This window comes from Nocardioides sp. NBC_00163 (assembly GCF_045206295.1).
Taxonomy (GTDB): Bacteria; Actinomycetota; Actinomycetes; order Propionibacteriales; family Nocardioidaceae; genus Nocardioides.
Map to the genome: position 1 here is coordinate 1,298,243 of NZ_CP108155.1, position 21,944 is coordinate 1,320,186.

At 69.4% G+C, this 21,944-nt stretch carries 21 protein-coding genes and 1 tRNA gene; 5 read left to right on the forward strand and 17 right to left on the reverse strand.

Annotated elements, in window-relative coordinates; genetic code table 11:
- Window positions 1-4 precede the first annotated feature (4 nt).
- The gene (locus OG801_RS06215) at window positions 5-1,222 is read right to left on the reverse strand and encodes a sarcosine oxidase subunit beta family protein (RefSeq protein ID WP_406034514.1); all 1,218 of its coding nucleotides are present in this window, start codon (window positions 1,220-1,222) and stop codon (window positions 5-7) included.
- Window positions 1,222-2,517 (reverse strand): serine hydroxymethyltransferase, encoded by a 1,296-nt coding sequence (gene glyA, locus OG801_RS06220; protein WP_406034516.1) that lies wholly within the window; start codon window positions 2,515-2,517, stop codon window positions 1,222-1,224. The genes OG801_RS06215 and glyA overlap by 1 nt, the downstream gene beginning before the upstream one ends.
- A gap of 109 nt (window positions 2,518-2,626) precedes the next feature.
- On the opposite strand from glyA, the gene OG801_RS06225 reads away from it, so the two are divergent.
- A complete protein-coding gene (locus OG801_RS06225) occupies window positions 2,627-3,301 on the forward strand; it encodes a GntR family transcriptional regulator (protein ID WP_355020468.1) in 675 nt (224 codons plus the stop codon).
- A 66-nt stretch (window positions 3,302-3,367) separates the two neighbouring features.
- On the opposite strand, the gene OG801_RS06230 is transcribed toward OG801_RS06225, so the two are convergent.
- From OG801_RS06230 to dnaG, 4 genes are all read right to left on the reverse strand, one after another.
- Window positions 3,368-5,872: an FAD-dependent oxidoreductase gene (locus OG801_RS06230; RefSeq protein WP_406034518.1), complete on the reverse strand. Its 2,505-nt coding sequence runs from the start codon at window positions 5,870-5,872 to the stop codon at window positions 3,368-3,370.
- Window positions 5,873-5,901: 29 nt separating this feature from the next.
- Window positions 5,902-6,804, reverse strand: coding sequence for a formyltetrahydrofolate deformylase (purU, locus tag OG801_RS06235; protein ID WP_355020466.1), 903 nt, complete (start codon window positions 6,802-6,804; stop codon window positions 5,902-5,904).
- 296 nt (window positions 6,805-7,100) lie between these two features.
- Window positions 7,101-7,176, reverse strand: a tRNA-Asn gene (locus OG801_RS06240).
- Between the two features lie 66 nt (window positions 7,177-7,242).
- Window positions 7,243-9,126 carry a DNA primase gene (dnaG, locus tag OG801_RS06245; protein ID WP_406034520.1) on the reverse strand — a complete coding sequence of 628 codons (1,884 nt, stop codon included), beginning with the start codon at window positions 9,124-9,126 and terminating at the stop codon, window positions 7,243-7,245.
- 48 nt (window positions 9,127-9,174) lie between these two features.
- Between dnaG and OG801_RS06250 the strand changes: the two genes are divergently transcribed.
- Window positions 9,175-9,861 carry a class E sortase gene (locus OG801_RS06250; protein ID WP_406034522.1) on the forward strand — a complete coding sequence of 229 codons (687 nt, stop codon included), beginning with the start codon at window positions 9,175-9,177 and terminating at the stop codon, window positions 9,859-9,861.
- A gap of 9 nt (window positions 9,862-9,870) precedes the next feature.
- Here the strand turns inward: OG801_RS06250 and OG801_RS06255 are convergent, their stop codons facing one another.
- Together OG801_RS06255 and OG801_RS06260 are read right to left on the reverse strand one after the other, a co-directional pair.
- Complete coding sequence (locus OG801_RS06255) at window positions 9,871-10,662, reverse strand: carbon-nitrogen hydrolase family protein (protein WP_406034524.1); 792 nt, start codon at window positions 10,660-10,662, stop codon at window positions 9,871-9,873.
- Window positions 10,662-11,594, reverse strand: a complete 933-nt coding sequence (locus OG801_RS06260; RefSeq protein WP_406034526.1) for a 2-hydroxyacid dehydrogenase — start codon at window positions 11,592-11,594, stop codon at window positions 10,662-10,664. Before OG801_RS06260 ends, OG801_RS06255 begins: the two co-directional genes overlap by 1 nt.
- 67 nt (window positions 11,595-11,661) lie before the next feature.
- Between OG801_RS06260 and OG801_RS06265 the strand changes: the two genes are divergently transcribed.
- Window positions 11,662-13,050 (forward strand): GntP family permease, encoded by a 1,389-nt coding sequence (locus OG801_RS06265; RefSeq protein ID WP_406034527.1) that lies wholly within the window; start codon window positions 11,662-11,664, stop codon window positions 13,048-13,050.
- 9 nt (window positions 13,051-13,059) lie between these two features.
- Here OG801_RS06265 and OG801_RS06270 read toward each other — a convergent pair whose 3' ends face one another.
- From OG801_RS06270 to OG801_RS06290, 5 genes are read right to left on the reverse strand one after another with little or no spacing between them, the layout of a single operon-like run.
- Window positions 13,060-13,689 (reverse strand): maleylpyruvate isomerase family mycothiol-dependent enzyme, encoded by a 630-nt coding sequence (locus tag OG801_RS06270; protein WP_406034528.1) that lies wholly within the window; start codon window positions 13,687-13,689, stop codon window positions 13,060-13,062.
- 5 nt (window positions 13,690-13,694) lie between these two features.
- Complete coding sequence (locus tag OG801_RS06275) at window positions 13,695-14,174, reverse strand: SRPBCC family protein (RefSeq protein WP_355020459.1); 480 nt, start codon at window positions 14,172-14,174, stop codon at window positions 13,695-13,697.
- Window positions 14,171-14,488 (reverse strand): metalloregulator ArsR/SmtB family transcription factor, encoded by a 318-nt coding sequence (locus OG801_RS06280; protein WP_355020458.1) that lies wholly within the window; start codon window positions 14,486-14,488, stop codon window positions 14,171-14,173. Before OG801_RS06280 ends, OG801_RS06275 begins: the two co-directional genes overlap by 4 nt.
- Before the next feature lie 42 nt (window positions 14,489-14,530).
- On the reverse strand, window positions 14,531-15,775 hold the full coding sequence (locus OG801_RS06285; RefSeq protein WP_406034531.1) for a deoxyguanosinetriphosphate triphosphohydrolase: 1,245 nt from the start codon (window positions 15,773-15,775) through the stop codon (window positions 14,531-14,533).
- Window positions 15,776-15,822: 47 nt separating this feature from the next.
- Entirely contained in the window at window positions 15,823-16,284 is a 462-nt protein-coding gene (locus OG801_RS06290; protein WP_355020456.1) for an Rrf2 family transcriptional regulator, read from the reverse strand.
- Window positions 16,285-16,376: 92 nt separating this feature from the next.
- On the opposite strand from OG801_RS06290, the gene OG801_RS06295 reads away from it, so the two are divergent.
- On the forward strand, window positions 16,377-17,219 hold the full coding sequence (locus tag OG801_RS06295; RefSeq protein WP_355020455.1) for an SDR family oxidoreductase: 843 nt from the start codon (window positions 16,377-16,379) through the stop codon (window positions 17,217-17,219).
- A gap of 95 nt (window positions 17,220-17,314) precedes the next feature.
- A complete protein-coding gene (locus OG801_RS06300; RefSeq protein WP_406034534.1) occupies window positions 17,315-17,539 on the forward strand; it encodes a hypothetical protein in 225 nt (74 codons plus the stop codon).
- A gap of 48 nt (window positions 17,540-17,587) precedes the next feature.
- Here the strand turns inward: OG801_RS06300 and OG801_RS06305 are convergent, their stop codons facing one another.
- From OG801_RS06305 to OG801_RS06320, 4 genes are all read right to left on the reverse strand, one after another.
- Window positions 17,588-18,571: a mucin-2 protein gene (locus OG801_RS06305; protein WP_406034535.1), complete on the reverse strand. Its 984-nt coding sequence runs from the start codon at window positions 18,569-18,571 to the stop codon at window positions 17,588-17,590.
- A gap of 300 nt (window positions 18,572-18,871) precedes the next feature.
- Complete coding sequence (locus OG801_RS06310) at window positions 18,872-19,594, reverse strand: mucin-2 protein (RefSeq protein WP_355018184.1); 723 nt, start codon at window positions 19,592-19,594, stop codon at window positions 18,872-18,874.
- Window positions 19,595-20,013: 419 nt separating this feature from the next.
- Complete coding sequence (dusB, locus tag OG801_RS06315) at window positions 20,014-21,150, reverse strand: tRNA dihydrouridine synthase DusB (RefSeq protein ID WP_406034538.1); 1,137 nt, start codon at window positions 21,148-21,150, stop codon at window positions 20,014-20,016.
- Window positions 21,151-21,188: 38 nt separating this feature from the next.
- Window positions 21,189-21,872 (reverse strand): hypothetical protein, encoded by a 684-nt coding sequence (locus tag OG801_RS06320; protein ID WP_406034539.1) that lies wholly within the window; start codon window positions 21,870-21,872, stop codon window positions 21,189-21,191.
- Window positions 21,873-21,944: the final 72 nt, after the last annotated feature.

Here is a 21,944-nt window from a genome sequence, read left to right on the forward strand (position 1 = left end):
CCTTTCAGTGGGCCACGGCGGCTGCGCCGTGCTCGTCGATGAGGGCACCGGTGCTGAAGCGCTCCAGTGCGAACGGGGCGTTGTACTCGTGGGGCTCGTCGTGGGCGATCGTGTGCGCCATCGTCCAGCCCGCCCCAGGAGTGCCCTTGAAGCCGCCGGTGCCCCAGCCACAGTTGACGTAGAGCTGGTCGATCGGCGTCTTGCTCACGACCGGCGAGGCGTCCGGCGTGACGTCGACGATGCCACCCCAGGTCCTGAGCAGATGCGCGCGGGCGAAGATCGGGAACAGTTCGACGGCCGCCGCCATCTGCTCCTCGATCACGTGGAATCCGCCACGCTGGCCGTAGCCGTTGTACGCATCGACACCAGCACCCATGACCAGCTCGCCCTTGTGGGCCTGGGAGACGTAGACGTGGACATGGTTCGACATCACCACGGTGGGGTGGACCGGCTGATGGAGCTCGGAGACGAGCGCCTGGAGCGGGTGGGACTGGATCGGCAGGTCGAAGCCGGCCATCTCGGCGAGGACGCTGGAGTGCCCTGCCGCGCACAGCGCTACCTTGCCGGCCGCGATCGTGCCACGGCTCGTCTGCACGCCGACCACCCGGTTGCCGTCCTTGACGAAGCCGGTCACCTCGCAGTCCTGGATGAGGTCGACGCCGAGCTCGTCGGCCTTGCGCGCGAACGCCCAGGCGACGTGGTCGTGCTTGGCGATGCCCGCGCGAGGCTGGTAGGTCGCGCCGAGGACGGGATAGCGAATGTTGTCGCTGGTGTTGATGATCGGGCAGACCTCCTTCACCTGGTCGGCGTCGAGCCACTCCGCGTCGATCCCGTTGAGGCGGTTCGCCTCGCAGCGCCGCACCGAGTCGCGTACGTCCTGCAGCGTGTGGGCGAGGTTGAGCACGCCGCGCTGGCTGAACAGGAAGTCGTAGTCGAGCTCCTCGGGGAGCACCTCCCACTGCTTGAGGGAGTGCTCGTAGATCGCCGCGGACTCATCCCAGAGGTAGTTGGACCGGATGATCGTCGTGTTCCGCGCCATGTTGCCGCCCGCGAGCCAACCACGCTCGAGGACCGCGACGTTCGTGATGCCGTGGTTCTTCGCCAGGTAGTAGGCCGTCGCCAGGCCGTGTCCGCCGCCGCCGATGATGACGACGTCGTAGGAGGACTTGGGCTCCGGGTTGCGCCAGAGGAAGTCGGGGTGCTCGGGCAGCAGGTCTGCCATCACTCTGCTCCGTTCGACTCGAGGAGGTGGGGGTAGAGCGGGTACTTCTCGGCGAGGACGGTGACCCGGCTACGCAGCTCATCTGCCGTCTCGTCGGTGAAGTCGTCCTTCAGTGCGGCCGCGATGATGTCGGCCACCTCGCTGAAGTCAGAGTCGCCGAACCCGCGCGTGGCCAGCGCGGGCGTACCGATCCGCAGACCGGAGGAGACCATCGGCGGGCGCGGGTCGAACGGGACGGCGTTGCGGTTGACCGTGATGCCGATGCGGTGGAGCCGGTCCTCGCCGTCCTGACCGTTGAGCTCGGAGTCGCGCAGGTCGACCAGCACGAGATGGACGTCGGTGCCACCGCTGACCACCGAGACTCCCGCGGCCGCGACGTCGTCGGCGAGCAGCCGCTCGGCAATGATGCGGGCACCGCGCAGCGTACGCTCCTGGCGCTCGCGGAACTCGGGCTCCGCGGCGACCTTGAAGGCGACCGCCTTGCCCGCGATGACGTGCTCGAGCGGCCCACCCTGCTGGCCGGGGAAGACCGAGGAGTTGATCTTCTTGGCGATGGCCGGGTCGTTGGTGAGGATGACGCCCCCGCGCGGGCCACCCAGGGTCTTGTGCGTGGTCGAGGTGACGACGTCGGCGAACGGCACCGGGTTCGGGTGGAGGCCGGTAGCGACGAGGCCTGCGAAGTGCGCCATGTCGACCATGAGGCGGGCGCCGACCAGGTCCGCGATCCGGCGGAACTCCGCGAAGTCCAGCTGCCGGGGGTAGGCGGACCAGCCGGCGACGATCAGCTTGGGCCGGTGCTCGAGGGCGAGACGCTCGACCTCGGCCATGTCGATCAGGAAGTCCTCGCGGCTGACCTCGTACGGAACGACCTGGTAGAGGCGCCCGGAGAAGTTGAGCTTCATGCCGTGGGTGAGGTGGCCACCGTGGGCCAGCGAGAGGCCGAGGATGGTGTCGCCGGGCTCGAGGAGGGCGAACATCGCGGCGGCGTTGGCCTGGGCACCCGAGTGCGGCTGCACGTTGGCGTACTCCGCGGAGAACAGCGCCTTGAGGCGGTCGATGGCGAGCTGCTCGATGACGTCGACGTGCTCACAACCGCCGTAGTAGCGACGGCCGGGGTAGCCCTCGGCGTACTTGTTGGTGAGAACCGATCCCTGGGCCTCCATCACGGCGGCGGGAGCGAAGTTCTCCGAGGCGATCATCTCCAGCGTCGTCTGCTGGCGGCTCAGCTCGGCGTCGATCTGCTCGCTGACCTCGGGATCGAGGTCTGCGAGCGAGGCGGTCAAGACGTCAACCACGATGAACTCCCAAACTCTTGAAGTACGATTGATATATCAGTTCGGGATCAACAGTATGCTGGGTAGCGAAGACCTGTCAACGGCCCAGATCAGAAAGCGGTGACTTGGTATGACCGACGTTCAGGCGCCCGCCCCGCCGGCGATCGGCGCAACGATCTCGCTGGCGCACGCGGCCTACGAGCGCATCCGGGATCGGCTGATCATGCTGGACATCAGGCCGGGCGAGCCGATCAACGACGGCAGGCTCGCGGACTCCCTCGGGTTCGGCCGCACTCCGGTGCGAGAGGCCCTCAAACGCCTGGAGACCGACCATCTGGTCATCTCCTACCCGCGCCGCGGCACGTTCGCGACGCCGGTCGACGTCACCGAGCTGGGCGCCATCTCTGACCTGCGCCAGCAGCTCGAGCCGTTCGCCGCCAACCGAGCGGCGACCGCCGCGACCGACCGGATGCGGGCCGAGCTGCGCGCCATGGCCGAGAAGGTTCGCGGTCTCGATCCGTCGGGCGACGACCGGCCCACCCTGATGCGGCTCGACATGTCGGTGCACCGGATGATCTACCGCGCCACGGGCAACAGACACCTCGAGGACGTCCTGGTCCGCTACGACAACCTGGCGACCCGGATCTGGTGCCTGGTCGTGGACAAGCTCCCGGACCTGGCGTCCCACATCTCCGAGCACGCTCCGCTCCTGGAGGCGATCGCCGACGGCGACGCCGAGCTCGCCGAGCGGCTGACCCGCGAGCACATCGACAGCTTCGCGACCGAGATCCGCCGCGTTCTCTGACTGCGTTCTCTAAACATGAGATCGGGCGCCGGCCCACCCGGCCGGCGCCCGATCTCGACCGGTCGGTCAGCCGCGCAAGCGACTCATCTCCGGGTCGAAGAGCGGCTCAGGAGTGACCGTCGCGGGGATCCGCTGGCCGAAGTACTCGATCTCGACCTGGTCGCCCTCTCCGATCGCGGCCGGCAGGTAGGCATAGGCGATCGGCTTGCCGATCGTGAACCCGTACGCCGCGCTCGTGACGTACCCGACCGCCGTCTCGCCCGACAACACGGGTTCCTTGCCGAGCACCATGGACTTGCCGTCGTCGATGGTGAGGCAGCGAAGCCGGCGAGCCGAGGTCTCCACCGAGCGACCCTCGAGCGCGGCCTTGCCGACGAAGTCCTCCTTGGCGCGTTTCACCGCGAACCCGACGCCTGCCTCGTACGGGTCGTGCTCGGTGGTCATGTCGGCGCCCCAGGACCGGTAGCCCTTCTCGAGCCGGAGCGCGCCGAACGCGGCCCGGCCGGCGGCGACGACACCGTGCTCCTGGCCCGCGTTCCACAGCACGTCCCACAGCTTCTGGCCGTTCTCGGCGGAGGCGTAGATCTCCCAGCCGAGCTCGCCGACATACGACAGCCGCAGGGCCGTGACGGGGATCCCGCCGATGGTGGCCCGCTTGCCGCGGAAGTACTTCAGACCGTCGTTGGTGAAGTCGTCCGCACTGACCTTGGCGATCAGGTCCCTGGCCAGCGGCCCCCACAGGCCGATGCAGCAGGTGCCGCCGGTGGTGTCGCGGACGTGAGCGGAAAGGGCGGGATCCTCGGCCCGCAGCTTGCGGGCCTCCCGGCGGAGGTACGCCAGGTCGACCGTCCCGTTGGCACCGACCTGGTAGAGCTCGTTCTCGAGTCGGGCGACGGTGATGTCGCTCTTGATGCCGCCCTGCTCGTCGAGGAACAGGGTGTAGGTCACCGCACCGGGCTTCTTGGCGACGTCACCGGTGGTGAGCCGCTGCAGCAGGGTCTCGGCTCCGGGCCCGGAGACCTCGAGGCGGCGCAGCGGCGTCATGTCGTACATGGCGACCGCGGTGCGGGTCTTCCAGGCCTCGACGGCCGCGATCGGCGAGTGGTAGCGGGCCGACCAGTCGTCGCGCGTCGGCGACTTCCACTCCTCCGGCAGCTCGTCCAGCAGGGCCGCGTTGGCCTCGTACCAGTGCGGCCGCTCCCAGGTCCCGGCCTCGAGGAAGAAGGCGCCGAGCTCGACCTGGCGGGCGTGGAACGGGCTGACCCGGATGTCGCGGGGCGACTCTTTGGGCTGCAGCGGGTGGAGGATGTCGTAGATCTCGACGAAGTTCTGCTGCGAGGTCTCGCTGACGTACGCCGGAGCCAGCTGGGTCTCCTCGAAGCGGTTGAGCTCGAGGTCGGCGAGGTCGTACTGCGACCGTCCGGTGGTCAGCACCTCGGCCACCGCCCGTGCGACGCCGGCCGAGTGCGTGACCCAGACCGCCTCGGCCACCCAGAAGCCGTCGAGGTCGCGGGACTCGCCGACGAGCGAGCCGCCGTCGGGCGTGAACGAGAAGATGCCGTTGAACGACGACTCCGCGATCTCCGCCTCCTGGAGGCACGGGAGCAGCTTGCGGCACTCGTCCCACGGGCCCTCGAAGTCCTCGGATGTGAAGTCGAGCCGCGACGGCATGTTGTCGTGGTCGACGTGCTCCGGGGTCGGACCGAGATCGGAGGCGACGTACGGCATCGGCTTGTGGGCGTACGAGCCGATCCCGTAGGCATCGCCCCACTCCCGGAAGTAGAGGTCCTGGTCCTGGTGTCGCAGGATCGGCAGGGTCGCGCCGTCAACAGCCTTGTGCTTGCCGCTCAGGACCGGGACGGGAGTTGTCTTGATGAACTGGTGGGCGAGCGGGAGGAGCGGCACCTTGGTGCCCGCCATCGCGCCGACCTCGACGCCCCAGAACCCGGCACACGAGACGACGATGTCTGCCTCGACGACGCCGCCGGTGGTCTCGACGCCGGTGACGCGGCCGCCCTCCTGGAGCACTCCGGTCACAGCGGTGTGCTCGAGGTAGGTGACGCCGGCCGCCTGCGTACGCTCGATGAGCAGGTCGACGGCGCGCGCCGCCCGGGCCAGGCCGTCGGTGGGGATGTGCAGCGCCGCGAGGACCTGCGACTCGTCCAGGTGCGGGTAGAGGTCCTTGCACTCGGCGGGGCCGATCACCCGGGCGTCGATCCCCCAGGACTTCGCGTAGCCGAGCTTGCGGTAGAGCTCAGCGACGCGGGCCTCGGTGGTCGCGACCTCGAGGCCACCGACCTGGTTGAAGCAGCTCACCCCGTCCTTCTCGAGGGACAGGAACTTCTCCACGGTGTACTTGGCGAACAGGGTCATCGTCTTCGAGGGGTTGATCTGGAAGACGAGACCGGGGGCGTGGGAGGTCGAGCCACCAGGCAGGCTGAGTGGGCCCTGTTCGATGACCGTGATGTCGGACCACCCGCGCGACACGAGTTCGTCCGCGAGGTTCGTGCCGACGATGCCGGCGCCGATGATGACTGTGCGGGGCGAGACGGTGCTGTCGGAGGACGGCATGAGCAACTCCTGAGGTTCTGGGTTGGTGGTCAGCGGAAGACGACGGTGCTGGAGCCGTGCATGAAGACGCGGTGCTCGCAGTGCCAGCGGACGGCGCGCGAGAGCGCGAGGCACTCGGCGTCCTGGCCGACGGTCGCCAGAGCCTGCGGTGTGTAGGTGTGGTCGACCCGGTTGACCTCCTGCTCGATGATGGGCCCCTCATCGAGGTCGGCGGTGACGTAGTGAGCGGTGGCACCGACGAGCTTCACGCCACGTTCGTGCGCCTGGTGATAGGGCTTGGCCCCCTTGAAGCCGGGCAGGAACGAGTGATGGATGTTGATCGCGCGACCCTCGAGCTGGCGGCAGAGGCCATCCGTGAGGATCTGCATGTAGCGGGCGAGCACGACCAGGTCGACGTCGTACTCCTCGACCAGGTCGAGCATGCGCTGCTCGGCCTGCGGCTTGGTCTCGGGCGTGACCGGGATGTGGATGAACTCCAGCCCGGCCGCCTCCGCCATGGGCCGAAGATCCTCGTGGTTGGACGCGACGACAGCGATCTCGGCTCCCAGAGTCCCACCGCGCCACCGGAAGATGAGGTCGTTGAGACAGTGGCCGAACTTGGAGACCATCACCAGCAGTCGCGGCTTGCGCTCGTCGTGGAATGCGTACGACATCCCGAACCGGTCCGCGATCGGTCCGAACGCAGCGGTGAGCTCGTCGACGTCGGCCCCGTCAACCGAGGCGAACGCGGTCCGAAGGAAGAACAGCTCCCCCACCCGGTCGTCGTGCTGCTGGTGCTCGAGGATGTCGAACCCGCGGTCGTACAGGAAGCTCGTGACCGCCTGCATGATCCCCGGGCGCTCCTGGCACGACAGCGTCAGCACGTTGGCCGTCGCAGTGGGGGCGGTCGCCACGGACGCAACGGCGGTCGAGCTTGGCGGGCTGATGGTCATGCTGGGCTCCTGAATGCCGGTAATGATACACAACTCATATATCAGAATGATCGTAGAACGGCTCTCAGATCGCCGTCAAGGGCCTCGCGCCCTGGACCATCGGCCTGAACAGTTGGGCGAGAGCCACTGAGCCAGGCATCAGCCAGGGTCGCGGGAACCCTCCGCGACTGGCTGAGATCGGGCTTCACGCATCCGCAGCGAACACTGATGCCGGGTGAAAGGCGGGAGATACAACCCACCGTCGAAATGAAGAAAGCCTCTGACCAGTTCGTTTTGCCTGGTCAGAGGCTCTTTAGTGGCTCCCCCGGTTGGACTCGAACCAACAACCCTCCGGTTAACAGCCGAATGCTCTGCCAATTGAGCTACAGGGGAATTGCACCTTGCGGCGCGGGTGAAACCTTAGCAACCCGGAAGCGGCGAGCGGAAATCGGCAGGCCGTCACTCGGCGACGAGGTTGCGGAGGCCGCGGCGGTGCTGTTCGAGGGCGGCGAGCTGGGCGAAAAGACGGTTGTAGGACTCGGGGTCGGCGGCCGCGTCGGAGCGCTGCAGACGGCTCTTCACCTCGGCGATGCGGCGCTGGTCGAGGAGCTCGAGGAGGCGTACGACGTATTGCAGGACGTACGCCGAGTCCGGCTCCTTCGCCGACGGGATCGGCTCCACGGCGAGCTCGGCGAGGATGCGGCTGACGAGTGGGTCCGAGGCGGCGGCGCCAAGCTTCTGGGCCCAGCCGGCGTCGCCGGTGCCGGCTCCGGGGCCGCCGAGCCCGGCGATGATCTCCCACAGCGCCCGGTAGAGGGGGTGGGTGAAGGCCTCGGGGGTGATCTCGCCGGTGGTGCGGCCCAGGGCGACGGGGTGCTGCACGAAGAGCTTCAGGGTCTCGCGCTCGACCGTGAAGCGCGGCTCGCGCGGATGCGGCATCGGCGGGCGCTGCGGCGCGGCGGGAGCCTCGGGAGCGGCGACGGCCTCGCGCCGCGACGGAGCAGCCGAAGGAGCGGGACGGCCGGCGGCGCGGCGTACCTCTCTGGCTGCCTCGTCGGGATCGACGCCGAGGAAGCGAGCCAGGTCGCGGGTGAAGCCCATCTTCTTGGACTCGTCCCGCACGGAGGCGACCAGCGGGGCCGCCTCACGGAGGGCATCGACTCGCCCGTCGGCACGGTCCAGGTCGTATTTCGAAGCGACGTTGCGCAGCACGAACTCGTAGAGCGGGACGCGGTTGGCGAGCAGCTCGCGGACCGCCTCGTCGCCCTTCTTGATCCGCAGGTCGTTGGGGTCGAGGCCGTCGGGCTCGACGGCGACGTAGGTCTGCGAGGTGAAGTTGCCGTCACCCTTGAACGCCTTCAGCGCCGCGGCCTGACCGGCGGCGTCGCCGTCGAAGGTGAACACGACCGCGCCGCGCAGCTGCTGGTCGTCGGAGATGAACCGGCGCAGCACCTTCGCGTGGTCGTCACCGAACGCGGTGCCGCAGGTCGCCACGGCGGTGGTGATCCCGGCGAGGTGGCAGGCCATCACGTCGGTGTAGCCCTCCACGATGACCGCCTCGCGGGTGCGGGCCATCTCTTTGCGGGCCAGGTCGATGCCGTATAGAACATGGCTCTTCTTGTAGAGAGGCGTCTCGGAGGTGTTGAGGTATTTCGCCTCGATGCGGTCGTCGTCGAAGAGCCGGCGCGCGCCGAAGCCGATCACGTCACCGCCCGACTCCCGGATCGGCCACATCAGCCGCCCGCGGAACCGGTCGTAGTGCGACCGCCCGTGCGCGACCAGGCCGGCAGTGACGACCTCTTCGTCCGAGAAGCCACGTGCACGCAGGTGGCGATAGAGGTCCTCTCCCCCGCGCGGCGAGAAGCCGACGCCGAAGTGCAGCGCCGCGTCGCGGTCGAAGCCCTTCTCGGCGAGGAACTGCCGCGCGACGACGGCGTCCGGGGTCAGCAGCTGCTCGGCGTAGAACTCGGCGGCGACCTTGTGGGCCTCGACGAGCTTGCCGCGACCGGGTCCCCGCCGGACCGGCGCCTCGTCGCCCTCCTCGCGCTGGACCTGCACGCCGACCTTGTCGCCGAGCCGCTCGACCGCCTCGAAGAAGCTCAGCCCTTCGAGCTTCATCACGAAGTCGATGACGTCGCCGCCCTCTTGGCAACCGAAGCACTTGAAGAAGCCCCGCGACGGGTTCACGTTGAACGACGGCGACTTCTCGTCGTGGAACGGGCACAGGCCCTTGTAGGTCCCCGGGCCCGCGCGGCGCAGCGTGACGTACTGGGAGACGATGTCGTCCAGGCGCGCCTTCTCGCGCACCTCTTGGATGCTCGTCTCCTTGATGCGGCCCGCCACAACGTCTGATCCTACGGGGCTGTGGATCGGCCTGAGATGCTTGACCTGATGTCCACCACCACACCGGCCCGACCGCCGGCCCGAACGCGGGCCCGCCGGGCGACTTTCTGGCTCGGCCTCGTGATGGTCCTGGCCGGTGTGGGGCTCCTCGGCTACGCCGCCTGGGAGCTCTACGGCACCACGATCGTCAGCAAGCAACGCCAGCAGGAAGCGACCTCGACGATCGAGAAGGCGTGGGACTCGGGCCGGGCCGAGGCCACGACCGAGTTCGGTTCGGCCGAGGCGCTCATCGAGATCCCCCGCTTCGGCGAGAACTACCGGATCCCGGTCCTCGAAGGCACCTCGGACCGGGCGCTGGGCGCCGGTTTCGGCCACTTCACCGGCACCGCCGGGCCCGGCGAGGTCGGCAACTTCGCGCTCGCCGGCCACCGGATCACCCACGGCGAGCCGCTGCGCGACCTCCCGAAGCTCCGCGAAGGCGACGAGATCCGCGTGCTGACCAGGGAGAAGACGTACGTCTATGCCCTCACCAGCGGCGGCGACGACCTGATCGTGCCGTTCACCTCCGTCTGGGTCACCGACCCGCTTCCCGATAACCCCGACCGTGGCGGGGTGGAGCCCGAGCAGGTCGAGGACCAGCGCCTGATCACCCTCACCACCTGCTCCGAGCTCTTCCACACCGACAACAGGATGATCGCCTTCGGCAAGCTCGTCGCCGAGGAGCCGGCCGGCTGACGAGGCGGATCAGAGACGGAGCGTACGACGCGGGCCGAGGTCGGCTCGGTGGTCGGCCCACATCCGCTGCTCGTCCCGAACGCGCGTGACCTCGGCCGGGTCGATCGTGGCGACGACCATCCCAGGGGTGGCGTCGTCGAGCCGCTCGACCGGCCGGCCGAGCGGGTCGTAGACCGCGGAGCCGCCGATGAGGCCCAGCGGCCCGCCGACGAGACCGGCGAAGGCGACGTACATCGAGTTGTCCAGCGCCCGGGCGGCGTAGTGCAGGTCGCGCCGGTGACCTCCGCCTGGGAAGTAGGCGCCGGTGTTGAGGTAGAGGATCGCGCCGTCGGCGGCCGCGGCGGCCGCGTGCTCGGGAAAGTTGGCGTCGTAGCAGACCGACAGGGCCACCCGGACGCCGTCGACCTCGATGGTCGTGCCGTGCTCGCCCGGCTCGAAACGCTCGACTTCTGGCGGGTAGAGGTGCTGTTTGTCGTACCCCGCGACCGGCTCCTCAGCCGGCGCGATGACCAGGCTGGTGATCGCCCGCCGGCCGGCCTGGGCGAGAGGCGAGTTGAGCACGAGCACCGCGCCGGTCTCGTCCACGGCGGCCTGCGCGGGGGCGAGCCAGGCGGTGTCGTCGAGCGAGGGCAGCGGGCCGTCGAAGGCGTCGAGGTCCCACGAGGTCGTGAACGTCTCCGGCAGCGCGACCAACCGCGCGCCCTTCGCCGCCGCCTCGCGGACCCGGTCCGCTGCGGTCGCGACGTTGGCCGCCACGTCGCCCGGCACCGCCGTCTCCTGGACGACCGCGATCCGCAGCATCAGTAGGCGCCCGACATCACGTTGGCCAGCGGCTCGCCGGCGGCGAACCGCTCGAGCTGCTCGCGTACGACGCGGTAGGCCCGGGGCCACATCGCGCTCGACGCGCCGCCGACGTGCGGGGTGATGAGCAGGTTGGGCGAGCTCCACAGCGGACTCTCCGCCGGGAGCGGCTCCGACTCGGCGACGTCGATAGCCGCGTGGATCCGCTTCGTGGCGAGCTCGGCGACCAGGTCGGAGGTGACGACGACACCGCCACGGGCGACGTTGACCAGCAGCGAGCCGTCCTTCACCTGCGCCAGGAACTTCCTGTCGACGAGGCCGCGGGTCTCGTCTGTGAGCGGCGTGGCCAGCACGATCACGTCAGCCTCGGGCACGAGTGTGTCGAGCTCGTCGAAGCCGTGCACACCCTCCCGCGCGGTCCGCGCGACCGCAACCACCTCGGTCTCGAACGGAAGCAGCCGTGCCTCGATGGCCCGGCCGATCGCTCCGTACCCGACGATCAGGACCCTCTTGTCCGCCAGCGACGGGAACCATCCGGGCCGCCAGGCGTGCTCGTCCTGGTGGCGTACGTGGCCGGGGACGCCCCGCAGCGACGACAGGACCAGCGTGACGGCGAGCTCGGCGGTCGAAGTGTCATGGATGCCGCGGCCGTTGCAGAGGGTCACGCCCTCGGGGATGTGGCCGCGGGCGGCGTCGACCCCCGCGGTGAGCAGCTGTACGACCTGGAGCGAGGTCATCTGGCTGACGACGTCGAAGATGCGCGAGCCGAGCATGTAGGGCGGCAGGTAGAAGGCCACCTCATCCACCGAGTCGGGCACCTCCACCTCGCCACCGGTGAAGCGGGTGTGGTCGAAGAGCTCGAAGCGGAGGCCTGCGGGCACCTCGCCCAGCTCGGACGGGTCGAAGGGCAGCCAGACGAGGGGATCGCTCACACCGGGAGACTCTCCCATACCCCGGTAGGGGTGACCTGAATCACATCCCGTCGCTAGGGTGTCCGCCATGGATCCGCTGGCCCCCGCTCACCCGACCTGGGTGATGCTCCTGATCGCCGCTGTCGCGGTCGCCGTACTCCTCGTTCTGATCGTCAAGGTCAAGCTGCACGCCTTCATCTCGCTGGTGCTGGTCAGCGCGGTCACCGCGGTCGTGGCCGGTATCCCGGTCGCCGACGTGCCCGTGGCGATGCTGGCAGGCTTCAGTGCCACGCTCGGCTCGGTGGCGCTGCTGGTGGCGTTCGGCGTGATGCTCGGGCGGCTGCTGGAGGTGACCGGCGGTGCGCAGGTGCTCGCCGACACGCTCATCGGCGCGTTCGGCGAGAAACGTGCCCCGCTCGCGCTCGGCGTCGCCGCGCTGTTCTTCGGTTTCCCGATCTTCTTCGACGCCGGCCTGGTCGTCTTCCTGCCGATCATCTTCGCGGTCGCTCGACGCTTCGGCGGCTCGATCCTCATCTACGCCCTGCCCACCGCCGGCAGCTTCGCGGCGATGCACGCGGTCGTACCGCCCCACCCGGGCCCGGTCGCCGCCGCCACGGAGCTCGGCGGCGACATCGGCCTCACCCTCCTGATCGGCGTGCCGGTCGCCGTCCTGGCCTGGATCCCCGGCGCCTACCTCGTCGGCACCAGGCTCGGCGCCCGATACAACCCGGAGCCGCCCAACGTCTTCGCGACCGGTGAGACGGACGACGTGCTGGAGAGCGGCGCCACTCCCCCGCCGTTCGCCACCGTCGTGCTCCTCCTGGCTCTGCCCCTCGTCCTGATCGGTCTCAACACGGTCGCCAGCACGCTGATCGCCGCCGGGACGGTCAGCGAAGACGCCACCTGGGCCAGCGCCCTGATCCTCATCGGCCAGACCCCGATCGCGCTGCTGATCACCGTGCTCGTCGCGATCTTCGTGCTCGCGCCTGGCCGGTTCCCCATCGGCCGGGCGAGCGACATCGTCGACAAGGCGCTCGGCCCGATCTGCGCGATCATCCTGATCACCGGCGCCGGCGGGATGTTCGGCGGCGTGCTGCGCATCAGCGGGATCGGCGAGGCGCTGTCCACCTCGCTCTCCGGTCTCGGGATGTCGCTCATCGTGCAGGCGTTCCTGATCGCCACCCTGCTCCGGGTCGCCCAGGGCTCCGCGACCGTCGCGCTGACCACCACCGCCGGCCTGATCTCCGCCCAGGTCGCTGCCGCGGGACTGGGCAACTTCGACATCGCCCTGCTCGTCTTCGCCATCGCGGCCGGCGCGACCGTCCTCTCCCACGTCAACGACTCCGGGTTCTGGCTGGTCAGCCGCTTCTTCGGGATGGACGTCATCACCACCCTGAAAACCTGGACGGTCCTGGAGACCACCCTCGGCCTCTCGGTCTTCGTGATCGCATCGGCGCTCTGGATCGTCGTTCCCTAGCTCCGGGGCTCAGCCGGTACGCCGCACCCTGCTCTCGAGCGTCGCCAGACCGGGCCCGGTGAGCTCGGACAGCGCGTCTGCCCGCCCGCAGACCGCCATCAGCAGCGCCTCGCCCGGACCGGTGACCGCCTCCCCGCTCCCGCGGGACCAGTCGAGGTCCGTGGCCACCAGACGCAGGCCGCGTACGTTGCGCCTGGCCGGCAGCGGCGGGGCCATCAACGCGAAGTCGAGCACCGGCGTGAGCCGTTCGGCCGGCACCTCGCGCGGCCGTCCGAGCGCCCGGCGGATGTCCTGGTGATGGATGAGGCCGTCGGTCAGCCCGATCCTGGCATCGGCCATCGCCGTCGGCCCGGACGGTCGGGCATGCGCGCGCACGTAGGCGACCAGCTCGCCCGGAGACCGTTCGCCGAACTCCCGGAGACGGCGGGCATTCATCCGGCCGAACCGGAACCCGGCGCGCAGAAAGCGCCCGGCGAACTCGCCCAGCCCGATCTCCTCATAGCTGATCAGGTGCGCGACGACGTCCCGCACCGTCCATCCGCTGCACAGCGAGGGCCGCTCCCAGTGCTCCGGCTCGAGCGTCTCAAGGAAGTCGGCGAGATCCTTCCGCTCGGCCGTCGCGAGCGCGGTGCGGTCCACCCCGATCACGCCTGCGCGAGAGCCCGGAAGCGCTCCAGGTAGATCCCCCAGGCGTCCGGCCCGGCGGCCCGGTCACGCCAGCCCTGCCACCCGGCGCCGTGCCGGTCGAGATGACGGTGCTCGAGGCGTACGTGGGTCTGCTCCGCGCCCACGGCGGTGAAGGTGAACTCGACCTCGCTGCACCGCGAAGGATCCGGCTCGAGCTGGAAGTCGGGGGTGATTTCCCAGGAGATCACCAGCCGGTGGGGCGGTTCGACGGCGAGGACGCGCGCCCACTGACAGGTGCTGCCGTCGACGCCGCGGTCGTAGACGCGACCGCCGACGCGAGGCTCCAGCACCGTCTCGGCGATCTCGACGGGGAGCAGGTTGTGCTCGCGCGGCTTGATCCGGTCGAAGTCCTCGGTGAACACCTTGAAGGCGTGCTCGACCGGGACGTCGACGGTGATCTCCAGGTCCACGGAGGTCTTTTCGCGGGTGGTGCTCATGGCTGCTCCTTCTTTGCCCGGTAGCTGTCCTCAGCCACCTGCTTGAACGAATGCAACGCCTGGGTCCAGTACGTCTCCAGCTCGGCGCGCAGCTCGGCCAGGCCCTCGAGCCGGGCCTGGTAGATCCGGCGACGACCGGCCGGGGTCACCGACACCAGCCCGGCCTCGCGCAAGATCTTGAGGTGCTGGGACACCGCGGCCATGCTCACCGGCAGGGCATCGGTGATCTCGCCCACCGAGCACGGCCCGGCGGCCACCCGGGCCAGGATCTGGCGGCGGGTGGAGTCGGAGACGGCGTACCAGACATCGGTCACGTCATTTAAGGTAACGCTTAAATGACGTGACCGCAATGGTGATCAAGAGCGCCGGCAGAGCCGTTCGTGCCAGGCCAGGGCGGTGATGTCGGTGAGCGAGGCGACCTGGTCGATCACGACGCGGAGCCGGGCGTCGTCGTCGGCCGCGTCCTGCCAGTCGTCGGCGAACTGCCGGTCGAGGTCGTCCGGCCCGGTGGCGACGAGGTGCTCGAGGAGCTCGCCGAGCAGGTTGCGCTGGCGGTCCATCTTCACGGCGCGCTCGTCGGTGCGCATCACGTAGTGCGCCGCGATCCCCTTCAGCAGCGCGATCTCCAAGCGGGTCTGCTCCGGCACCACCAGATCGGCGCCGTAGCGGACATAGGGACCGCCGCCGGCGGCGTACGTCGCCTCCCGCACCGCCCCGCAGAACCGGCCGATGACGTCGGAGGTCAGGTTCTTGAGCATGGCCCGGGACCGGCGAGATGCGTCGTACACGGCGCCCTCGGGGATCCAGCAGCCGGCGGCATCCAGGTCGGCGATGGTCGAGACCGCGACAGCGCGGTCGAAGCCGGGGACGTACCAGTCGGCGACGGTCGCGGCCACGCCGTCGAGGTCGAGGCGGGCGAGGTCGACCTTGCCGGCGACGATGCCGTCCTCGACGTCGTGGACGGAGTAGGCAACGTCGTCGGAGAGGTCCATGATCTGCGCCTCGACACACTGCCGCTGTCCGGCATCCGCGGCGCGCAGCCAGGTGAAGACCGGCAGGTCGTCCTCGTAGACGCCGAACTTCGCGCCCTTCCGCTCACCGAAGCCCCACGGGTACTTCGTGCACGCGTCCAGCGTCGCCCGGGTCAGGTTGAGCCCGACCGAGCGCCCGTCGGCGTCGAAGGTCTTCGCCTCCAGCCGGGTCAGGATGCGCAGCGTCTGCGCGTTGCCCTCGAACCCACCGATCCCCTTCGCCTGCTCGGCGAGCACGTTCTCGCCGTTGTGCCCGAACGGCGGGTGCCCGAGGTCGTGCGCGAGGGCCGCGGTCTCGGCGATGTCGGGCTGTGGCGAGTCCGGGCCGTTCAGGGCACGCGACAGGTCGCGCGCGACCTGGGCGACCTCGAGCGAGTGGGTCAGCCGATTGCGTACGAAATCGTCGGCCTGGGGCCCCACGACCTGGGTCTTCGCCGCCAGCCGCCGGGTCGAGGCGGCATGCACCACGCGGGCGCGGTCGCGCTCGAACTGCGTACGCTCCGGCGCGACCACCCGCTTGGGCGGCTCGGCGACGATCCGCTCGCGGTCGGCGGCCCCATATAGCTCCACGGTTGAGAGGCTAACGGCTGCGGCTCCCAGCGGCGCCATGGCCGCCCTCAGGGCAGCAGGATCGCGAAGTCCTCCGCGTTGAAACCGGCCGTCGACATGACGTCGTCGAGCGTGATTCCCGAAAGCTCGTCGAGGACGGCGCGGGCCACGCGGCGGTCGAGGTCGACGAGCACGCCCTGGATGTTGGCACCCACCGCGCAGGCGGGGTTGGGGCCATGGATGCCGAGGACCTGATCGTCGCCCTGCAGCACCTGCCACACCTGGGCGAGGTTCACCGTCCCGGGGTCGACCGCCAGCTCCCATCCCCCGTGGGCGCCGGGACGGGACCGGACCAGACCGGCCGTACGCAGCGGACCGAGCACCTTGCGCACATGGACCGGGTTGACCGCGGTGCTGCCGGCGAGCTCGTCGGAGCTGACGGGGGTCGTGCGGCCGGCGGCAGCGCACGAGGCGAGGTACGTCAGGACATGGACGGCCACCGCGAAACGGGTGTTCGTCGGGGCGGCCATACCCCCATCTTGCCTTATTGCCATCGGTATGACTACATTTATGAAACCGTCACCGCCGTGACTACAGTTACGGCACTACCGATAGGACTCCCATGACCATCGCCATCACTGGTGCCTCCGGCCAGCTCGGCCGCCTCGTCGCCGACCAGCTCCTCACCACCGTCGACCCCGCCGAGATCGTGCTCCTCACCCGCGACCCCGCCAAGCTCGCCGACTACGCCGAGCGCGGTGCCGACGTCCGTGCCGCCGACTTCAGCAAGCCCGACGAGCTGGTCGAGGCCTTCGCCGGCGTCGAGCGCGTGCTGCTGATCTCCACCGACGCCGTCGGCGCCCGCGTCGAGGGCCACCTCGCCGCGATCGACGCGGCCGTCAAGGCGGGCGTGCGCCACATGGCCTACACCTCGGTCTCCGGGCCGACCGCGGACAACCCTGCCGGCGTCGTCGCCGACCACGCCGCCACCGAGGACGCGCTGCGCGAGAGCGGCCTGGCCTGGACCATGCTCCGCAACAACCTCTACGCCGACATGCAGGTCGACTCCGTAGCCCAGGCCGCCGCGGCCGGACAGCTGGTCACCAACACCGGCGACGGCGGCGCGGCCTACGTCACCCGGGCCGACTGCGCGGCTGTCGCCGCCGGGGTCCTGACGGGCGAGGGGCACGAGGGCAAGGCGTACGACGTCACCGGCCCGCACGCCTACACCGCGGCCGACCTGGCCGAGCTCGCCACCCAGAAGTCCGGCAAGCCGGTCGAGGTCGTCCAGGTCGACGACGAGGCCTACACCGCCGGCCTGGTCTCCGCCGGGCTCCCGGACTTCATCGCCCCGCTGCTCACCTCGTTCGGCACCGCGACCCGCCTCGGCAAGCTCGCCACCGTCACCGACGTCGTCGAGCAGGTCGGCGGCCGCAAGCCCACTCCGCTGAGCGCGCTGGTCTGATCTCACCTTGGCGGCCCGGCGTAGATTTGGGGTGACTGACCGGACCTGAGGCCTCCATCCGGACACCGCTTCATGCCGGTCGAGAGGCGGGCATCATGGCCGGCATCGTCCTTCGCGTACGGCTCATCGGCGGTGACAGCATGGACGTCGTCTACGACGGCGCAGAGACGGCGAGCGAGGCCGAGACGATCGACCACCTCGCCGCCGTACTGTCGAGCGACACCGGCGTCATCCGCTGCCGACACGGCGATCGGCTGCTGCTGTTGTACGCCCGCGGGATCTCCACGGTGGAAGTAGCGCCCCGAGGCGCGGTCCTCTGAGCGACAAACCTGCCGAGTCGGCGCGTCATGACGCGCCGACTCGGCGATCTAGTTGACGGCTACGTGCACGTGGTCGTAGTGGTTGGCCGTGGGGTCGCCGCGGTCCTCCATCGGGCGCCAGCCCTCGTCGGCTCGGACCGGGGTCCAGATGCGCTGGTACCAGATGATGTCGTAGATGTTCAGCGCCCCGGCGTGCTCCTGGACGAAGGCGGCGATGGCGTCGCCGAGCTCCTTGTCGTCGGTCATGAAGTCGAGCGCCTTGCCGTTGATGTGCTCGCCGTGCGGGTCGTAGCCGTACGTGGTGCCGGACGCGACCGCGGGGAAGGCGTTGCAGACGGCGCGGTAGAGGTCGACCGCGTCGGAGACCAGGCCGTCCTCGACCGAGGAGTCACCGCAGGCCGAGAAGTCGAGGCCTGCCGGGGCGTCCTCGGACGGCGTCGGGGAGGGGGTCGGCGTGGGAGTGGGCTCGGGCGGGGGTTCGGGCTTGGTCTTGCCGAGGTTGCCCTCGGGGATCCACACCGGGTTGCCCTCCAGGACGATCTCCTGGCGGCCACCCTCTTCGCGGCCGGTGTAGTAGACCGCGCGTCCGAGCTTCAGCTCGCCGAGCTCCTTGGCGCGCTTTCCGTAGGAGGCGTAGACGGTGACGTCGTCCTGTACGTAGCGCAGCACCGCCTTCTGGGCACCGCCGCTGACCGACGTCGGCCGCTCGATCAGCGACTCGATCGTGGCGACCTCGCTCAGGGCGTTGGTCGCCGCCTCTCCCCCACGCTCGCCGCTGCGGCTGACCGTCGTCTCCCGGCCGGTGACCTCGCGGCGGTCGTTCGACATCCGGGTGTCCTCCCGGGTCGTCGGCAGCGCCGGAATCTTCGCCGCCGCCTTGGCCTCGGCCTCGATGCGCCGATCGGCCAGTGACGGCAGCCGGAGTCCGGACTTCTCCTCCACCTCGGAGATCACGACGCCGGGGTTCGCCGCGGCCGCCCCGGCGGCCATCGCACCGCTGGTCGCGAACGTCACGATCCCTGCGGTCGCCACGGCATTCTTGGTTCTACGGACAGCTCGATAATCGCCTCTGTGGCTGGTGGCCACTGCGCAATCCTTCGCTCGACAATGTGGGGGTATCGCCCGAGAACGCCCTTTGCCACTTCCGCTGAAGCTGGGTCGTGAGCCCGGGCACAGCGCCTGAGTCAAGCACACACCTGCGGGGGTATCCCACGATGGGTCGGAGACTTTTGCGAAGTTGTTGATCTTCCGACCGACCGAAAACGCAGGTCGGCCCGGGCTTCGAGAGCCCGGGCCGACCTGTCGTCGAGACCAGTCGCGTCAGTTGTCGCGTCAGTTCGTGGAGACGTGCACGTGGTCGTAGTGGTTGGCGGTGGCGGACCCGCGGTCCTCCATGTAGCGCCACCCCTCCGAGGCACGCACCGGCGTCCAGATCCGCTGGTACCAGATGATGTCGTAGAGGTTGAGCTCCGCTGCGTGCTGCTGCAGGTAGGCGGCGATCGAGTCGCCGAGCGCCTTGTCGGAGAGCATGAAGTCGAGCGCCTTGCCCGAGGAGTGCTCACCGTGACCGTCCCAACCGCCGACGGTCATGGACTCGACCTCGGGGAAGGCGTTGCAGACCGCGCGGTAGACGGTGACCGCGTCGGAGACCAGACCGCTCTCGACCGAGGGGTCACCGCATGCGGCCGTGCTGACGCCGGCTGCGACACCGGTCTCCTCGGGCTTCTCGTCGACGAGGTGACCGGTGGTCACCCAGGCGACCTCGCCGTCGACGAGGATCTCGTCGCGGCCGGACTCGGTGCGGCCGGTCGCGTAGACCAGCTCGCCGGCCTCGATCTCACCGGACTGGGTGGCGTGCTTGCCGTAGGCGGACCAGAGGTTGAGCGTCTCCTCGGTCCAGCGCTTGACCGCCTTGGCCGTGCCGGTCTCGACCTGCTCGGGTCCCTTGGTCAGCGTCTCGACCGAGGAGACCGACTCGCGGTCGCCTCCGTCACGGCTGACGACGGTCTCGCGACGGTCGCCGGCGACGCGCGCGTCGTCACGAGTGCTCGGCACGTTGGCCTTGGACGAGGAGACGGATGCGCCTGCGTTCTTAGCGATCAGGGTGGAGGTTGGCTCCGCGAAAGCGGCTCCAGCGCCGACTGCGGCGCCTGTCGCGAGAACCGCGACCCCTGCGCTGACAACTATGGATTTGGTCTTACGGACGGCCCGAGTGTCGCCTCTGTGGCTGCCGGCCACACGCAATCCTTTGCTCGACTACATGGTCTGTGCCCGAGTTTTTCCCACGGTTTCAACGGATGAAACCCGTCGAGGGTTGTGCTGGTGGGGGCTCGGCACGGCAATGAGTACAACACACACGACAGGGGGTATTCCAATTCCCTTACCGAGTTTTTGCGTAGTTTTGTACCTGTCGAGCGACTGATTCCGAAGGCTGAAAACGCCCCTCAGGACCCATCCGAACGGGCCCTGGAGCCTCAGCCGCCGGAGGTCTCCGACACGTTCTCGGCGAACCCGCAGCCGCGTCCGTCGGCGTCGTCGAGCCACCCCTCCGGAAGGACCACCTTGTCCCGCGGCGCACCCTGGCGCCCACGGGGCGCACCCAGCTGTGACGAGGGGAAAGGCTCGTTCCGGTCGAGCTTGGCGAGCATCTCGTCAAGGTCCTGGAGGCTGTTCACCAGGCCGAGGGTCCGGCGCAGCTCACCACCGGCGCCGAAGCCCTTGAGGTACCACGCGATGTGCTTGCGGATCTCCTTGCAGCCACGCTCCTCCCCCATGTGCTCGCAGAGCAGCTCGGCATGGCGCCGCATGATGTCGGTCACTTCGCCGAGATTCGGCAGAACATTGACCGTCTCACCGGCGAATGCGGCCGCGAGGTCGCGGAAGAGCCAGGGGCGTCCGAGGCAGCCGCGGCCGATGACGACACCGTCGACACCGGTCTCCTCGACCATCCGGATCGCGTCGGCCGCCTCCCAGAGGTCGCCGTTGCCGAGCACCGGGATGTCGACCGAGGCCTTGAGCTCGGCGATCGCGTCCCAGTCGGCGGTGCCGGAGTACGCCTGGGCGACCGTACGCCCGTGCAGCGCGATCGCGGCGGCGCCGCTCTCCTGGGCGATCCGGCCGGCGTCCATGTAGGTCAGGTGGGCGTCGTCGATGCCCTTGCGGGTCTTCATCGTCACCGGTACGCCGTAGGGCTCCGCCGCGCGTACGGCATGCTCCAGGATCTCGCCGAGCAGACCGCGCTTGTAGGGAAGCGCTCCCCCGCCGCCCTTGCGCGTCACCTTGGGCACCGGGCAGCCGAAGTTGAGGTCGACGTGCGCCACGCCGTAGTCGGCGCAGAGGATCTCGGTCGCCTTGCCGACGTAGACCGGGTCGGTGCCGTAGAGCTGCACGCTGCGTACGGTCTCGGCCTCGTCGAAGACGAGCATGTCCCTGGTGTGCTGGTCACCCTCCACCAGGCCGCGGGAGGTGATCATCTCGCAGACGTAGAGGCCGGCGCCCTGCTCGGCACACAGGCGCCGGAAGGCGGCGTTGGTGACACCGGCCATCGGCGCGAGCACCACAGGGGTGTCGACGGTCAGGCTGCCGAACTTCAGAGGGCCAGGTAAGGACATGCTCTCTATTGTCCGGCCAACCTCGAAGCGTACGAAATCTAAGGGGTCGGCGAGGCGGACGGCGATCCGGAGGGCTTGGGCGCCACGTACGGCGTCGGCTCGCTCTCCCAGGTGATCGGGTCGAACTCCTCATAGGGCCGGAAGCTCACGCCGACGAGCTTGCCCTGGTCGGGGACGAGCATGACCAGGCAGGCGTTGACGCTGGCGCCGGGCGCGAACGGCTTGGGGAACGTCTTACCGTCACAGGGCTTGAACGGCTCCTTGAACGCGGCCGCCTCGACCAGGCTGCCCCGGTCGTCGAGACCCCACAGCGGTACGTCGTAGCCACCGAGGTCGGCCTTGCCGTCGTTCTTGACGGTGGCGCGTACGAAGTAGGGAGCGCGGGCCAGCGTCGCCTCGTCGAGCTTCCAGCCGGAGAAGGTCTGCTTGTAGGAGGTCGACTCGAGCTTGGTGACGGTGATCGAGAGCTTGGCGTCGACACCCTCCTTGGGCGTCCACTCGACGGTCGCGGTCTCACCCAGCTCGCGGTCGGCACCGGGCTCAGTGAGCGCCCCGGCAGAGGGCGAGGCCGACGCCGAGGGTGACGCGGAGGCCGAGGCGGATGCACTCTCGGACGGCTTGGGCGCGTTCGTCCTCGGCGCGGTGCCGCTGCACCCCATCACTGACATGGCCATGACCGCACCCGTGACGGATGCGGCGAGTACGGACCCCGCTCGTTGCATGGGGACATCCTGCCGCACGCTTCTCCAGATCGCGCAGCAGGACGCCCCCTGCAAGGTTTACGAGGTGGTAAC

Coding starts and splice junctions, on each gene's coding strand:
- OG801_RS06275 (WP_355020459.1), bottom strand. CDS start 14,174: ATGAGCACCACCCGCGAAAAGACCTCCGTGGACCTGGAGATCACCGTC.
- OG801_RS06225 (WP_355020468.1), top strand. CDS start 2,627: ATGACCGACGTTCAGGCGCCCGCCCCGCCGGCGATCGGCGCAACGATC.
- OG801_RS06300 (WP_406034534.1), top strand. CDS start 17,315: ATGGCCGGCATCGTCCTTCGCGTACGGCTCATCGGCGGTGACAGCATG.
- OG801_RS06255 (WP_406034524.1), bottom strand. CDS start 10,662: ATGCTGCGGATCGCGGTCGTCCAGGAGACGGCGGTGCCGGGCGACGTG.
- OG801_RS06215 (WP_406034514.1), bottom strand. CDS start 1,222: ATGGCAGACCTGCTGCCCGAGCACCCCGACTTCCTCTGGCGCAACCCG.
- OG801_RS06295 (WP_355020455.1), top strand. CDS start 16,377: ATGACCATCGCCATCACTGGTGCCTCCGGCCAGCTCGGCCGCCTCGTC.
- purU (WP_355020466.1), bottom strand. CDS start 6,804: ATGACCATCAGCCCGCCAAGCTCGACCGCCGTTGCGTCCGTGGCGACC.
- dusB (WP_406034538.1), bottom strand. CDS start 21,150: ATGTCCTTACCTGGCCCTCTGAAGTTCGGCAGCCTGACCGTCGACACC.
- OG801_RS06230 (WP_406034518.1), bottom strand. CDS start 5,872: ATGCCGTCCTCCGACAGCACCGTCTCGCCCCGCACAGTCATCATCGGC.
- OG801_RS06320 (WP_406034539.1), bottom strand. CDS start 21,872: ATGCAACGAGCGGGGTCCGTACTCGCCGCATCCGTCACGGGTGCGGTC.
- OG801_RS06265 (WP_406034527.1), top strand. CDS start 11,662: ATGGATCCGCTGGCCCCCGCTCACCCGACCTGGGTGATGCTCCTGATC.
- OG801_RS06290 (WP_355020456.1), bottom strand. CDS start 16,284: ATGGCCGCCCCGACGAACACCCGTTTCGCGGTGGCCGTCCATGTCCTG.
- OG801_RS06250 (WP_406034522.1), top strand. CDS start 9,175: ATGTCCACCACCACACCGGCCCGACCGCCGGCCCGAACGCGGGCCCGC.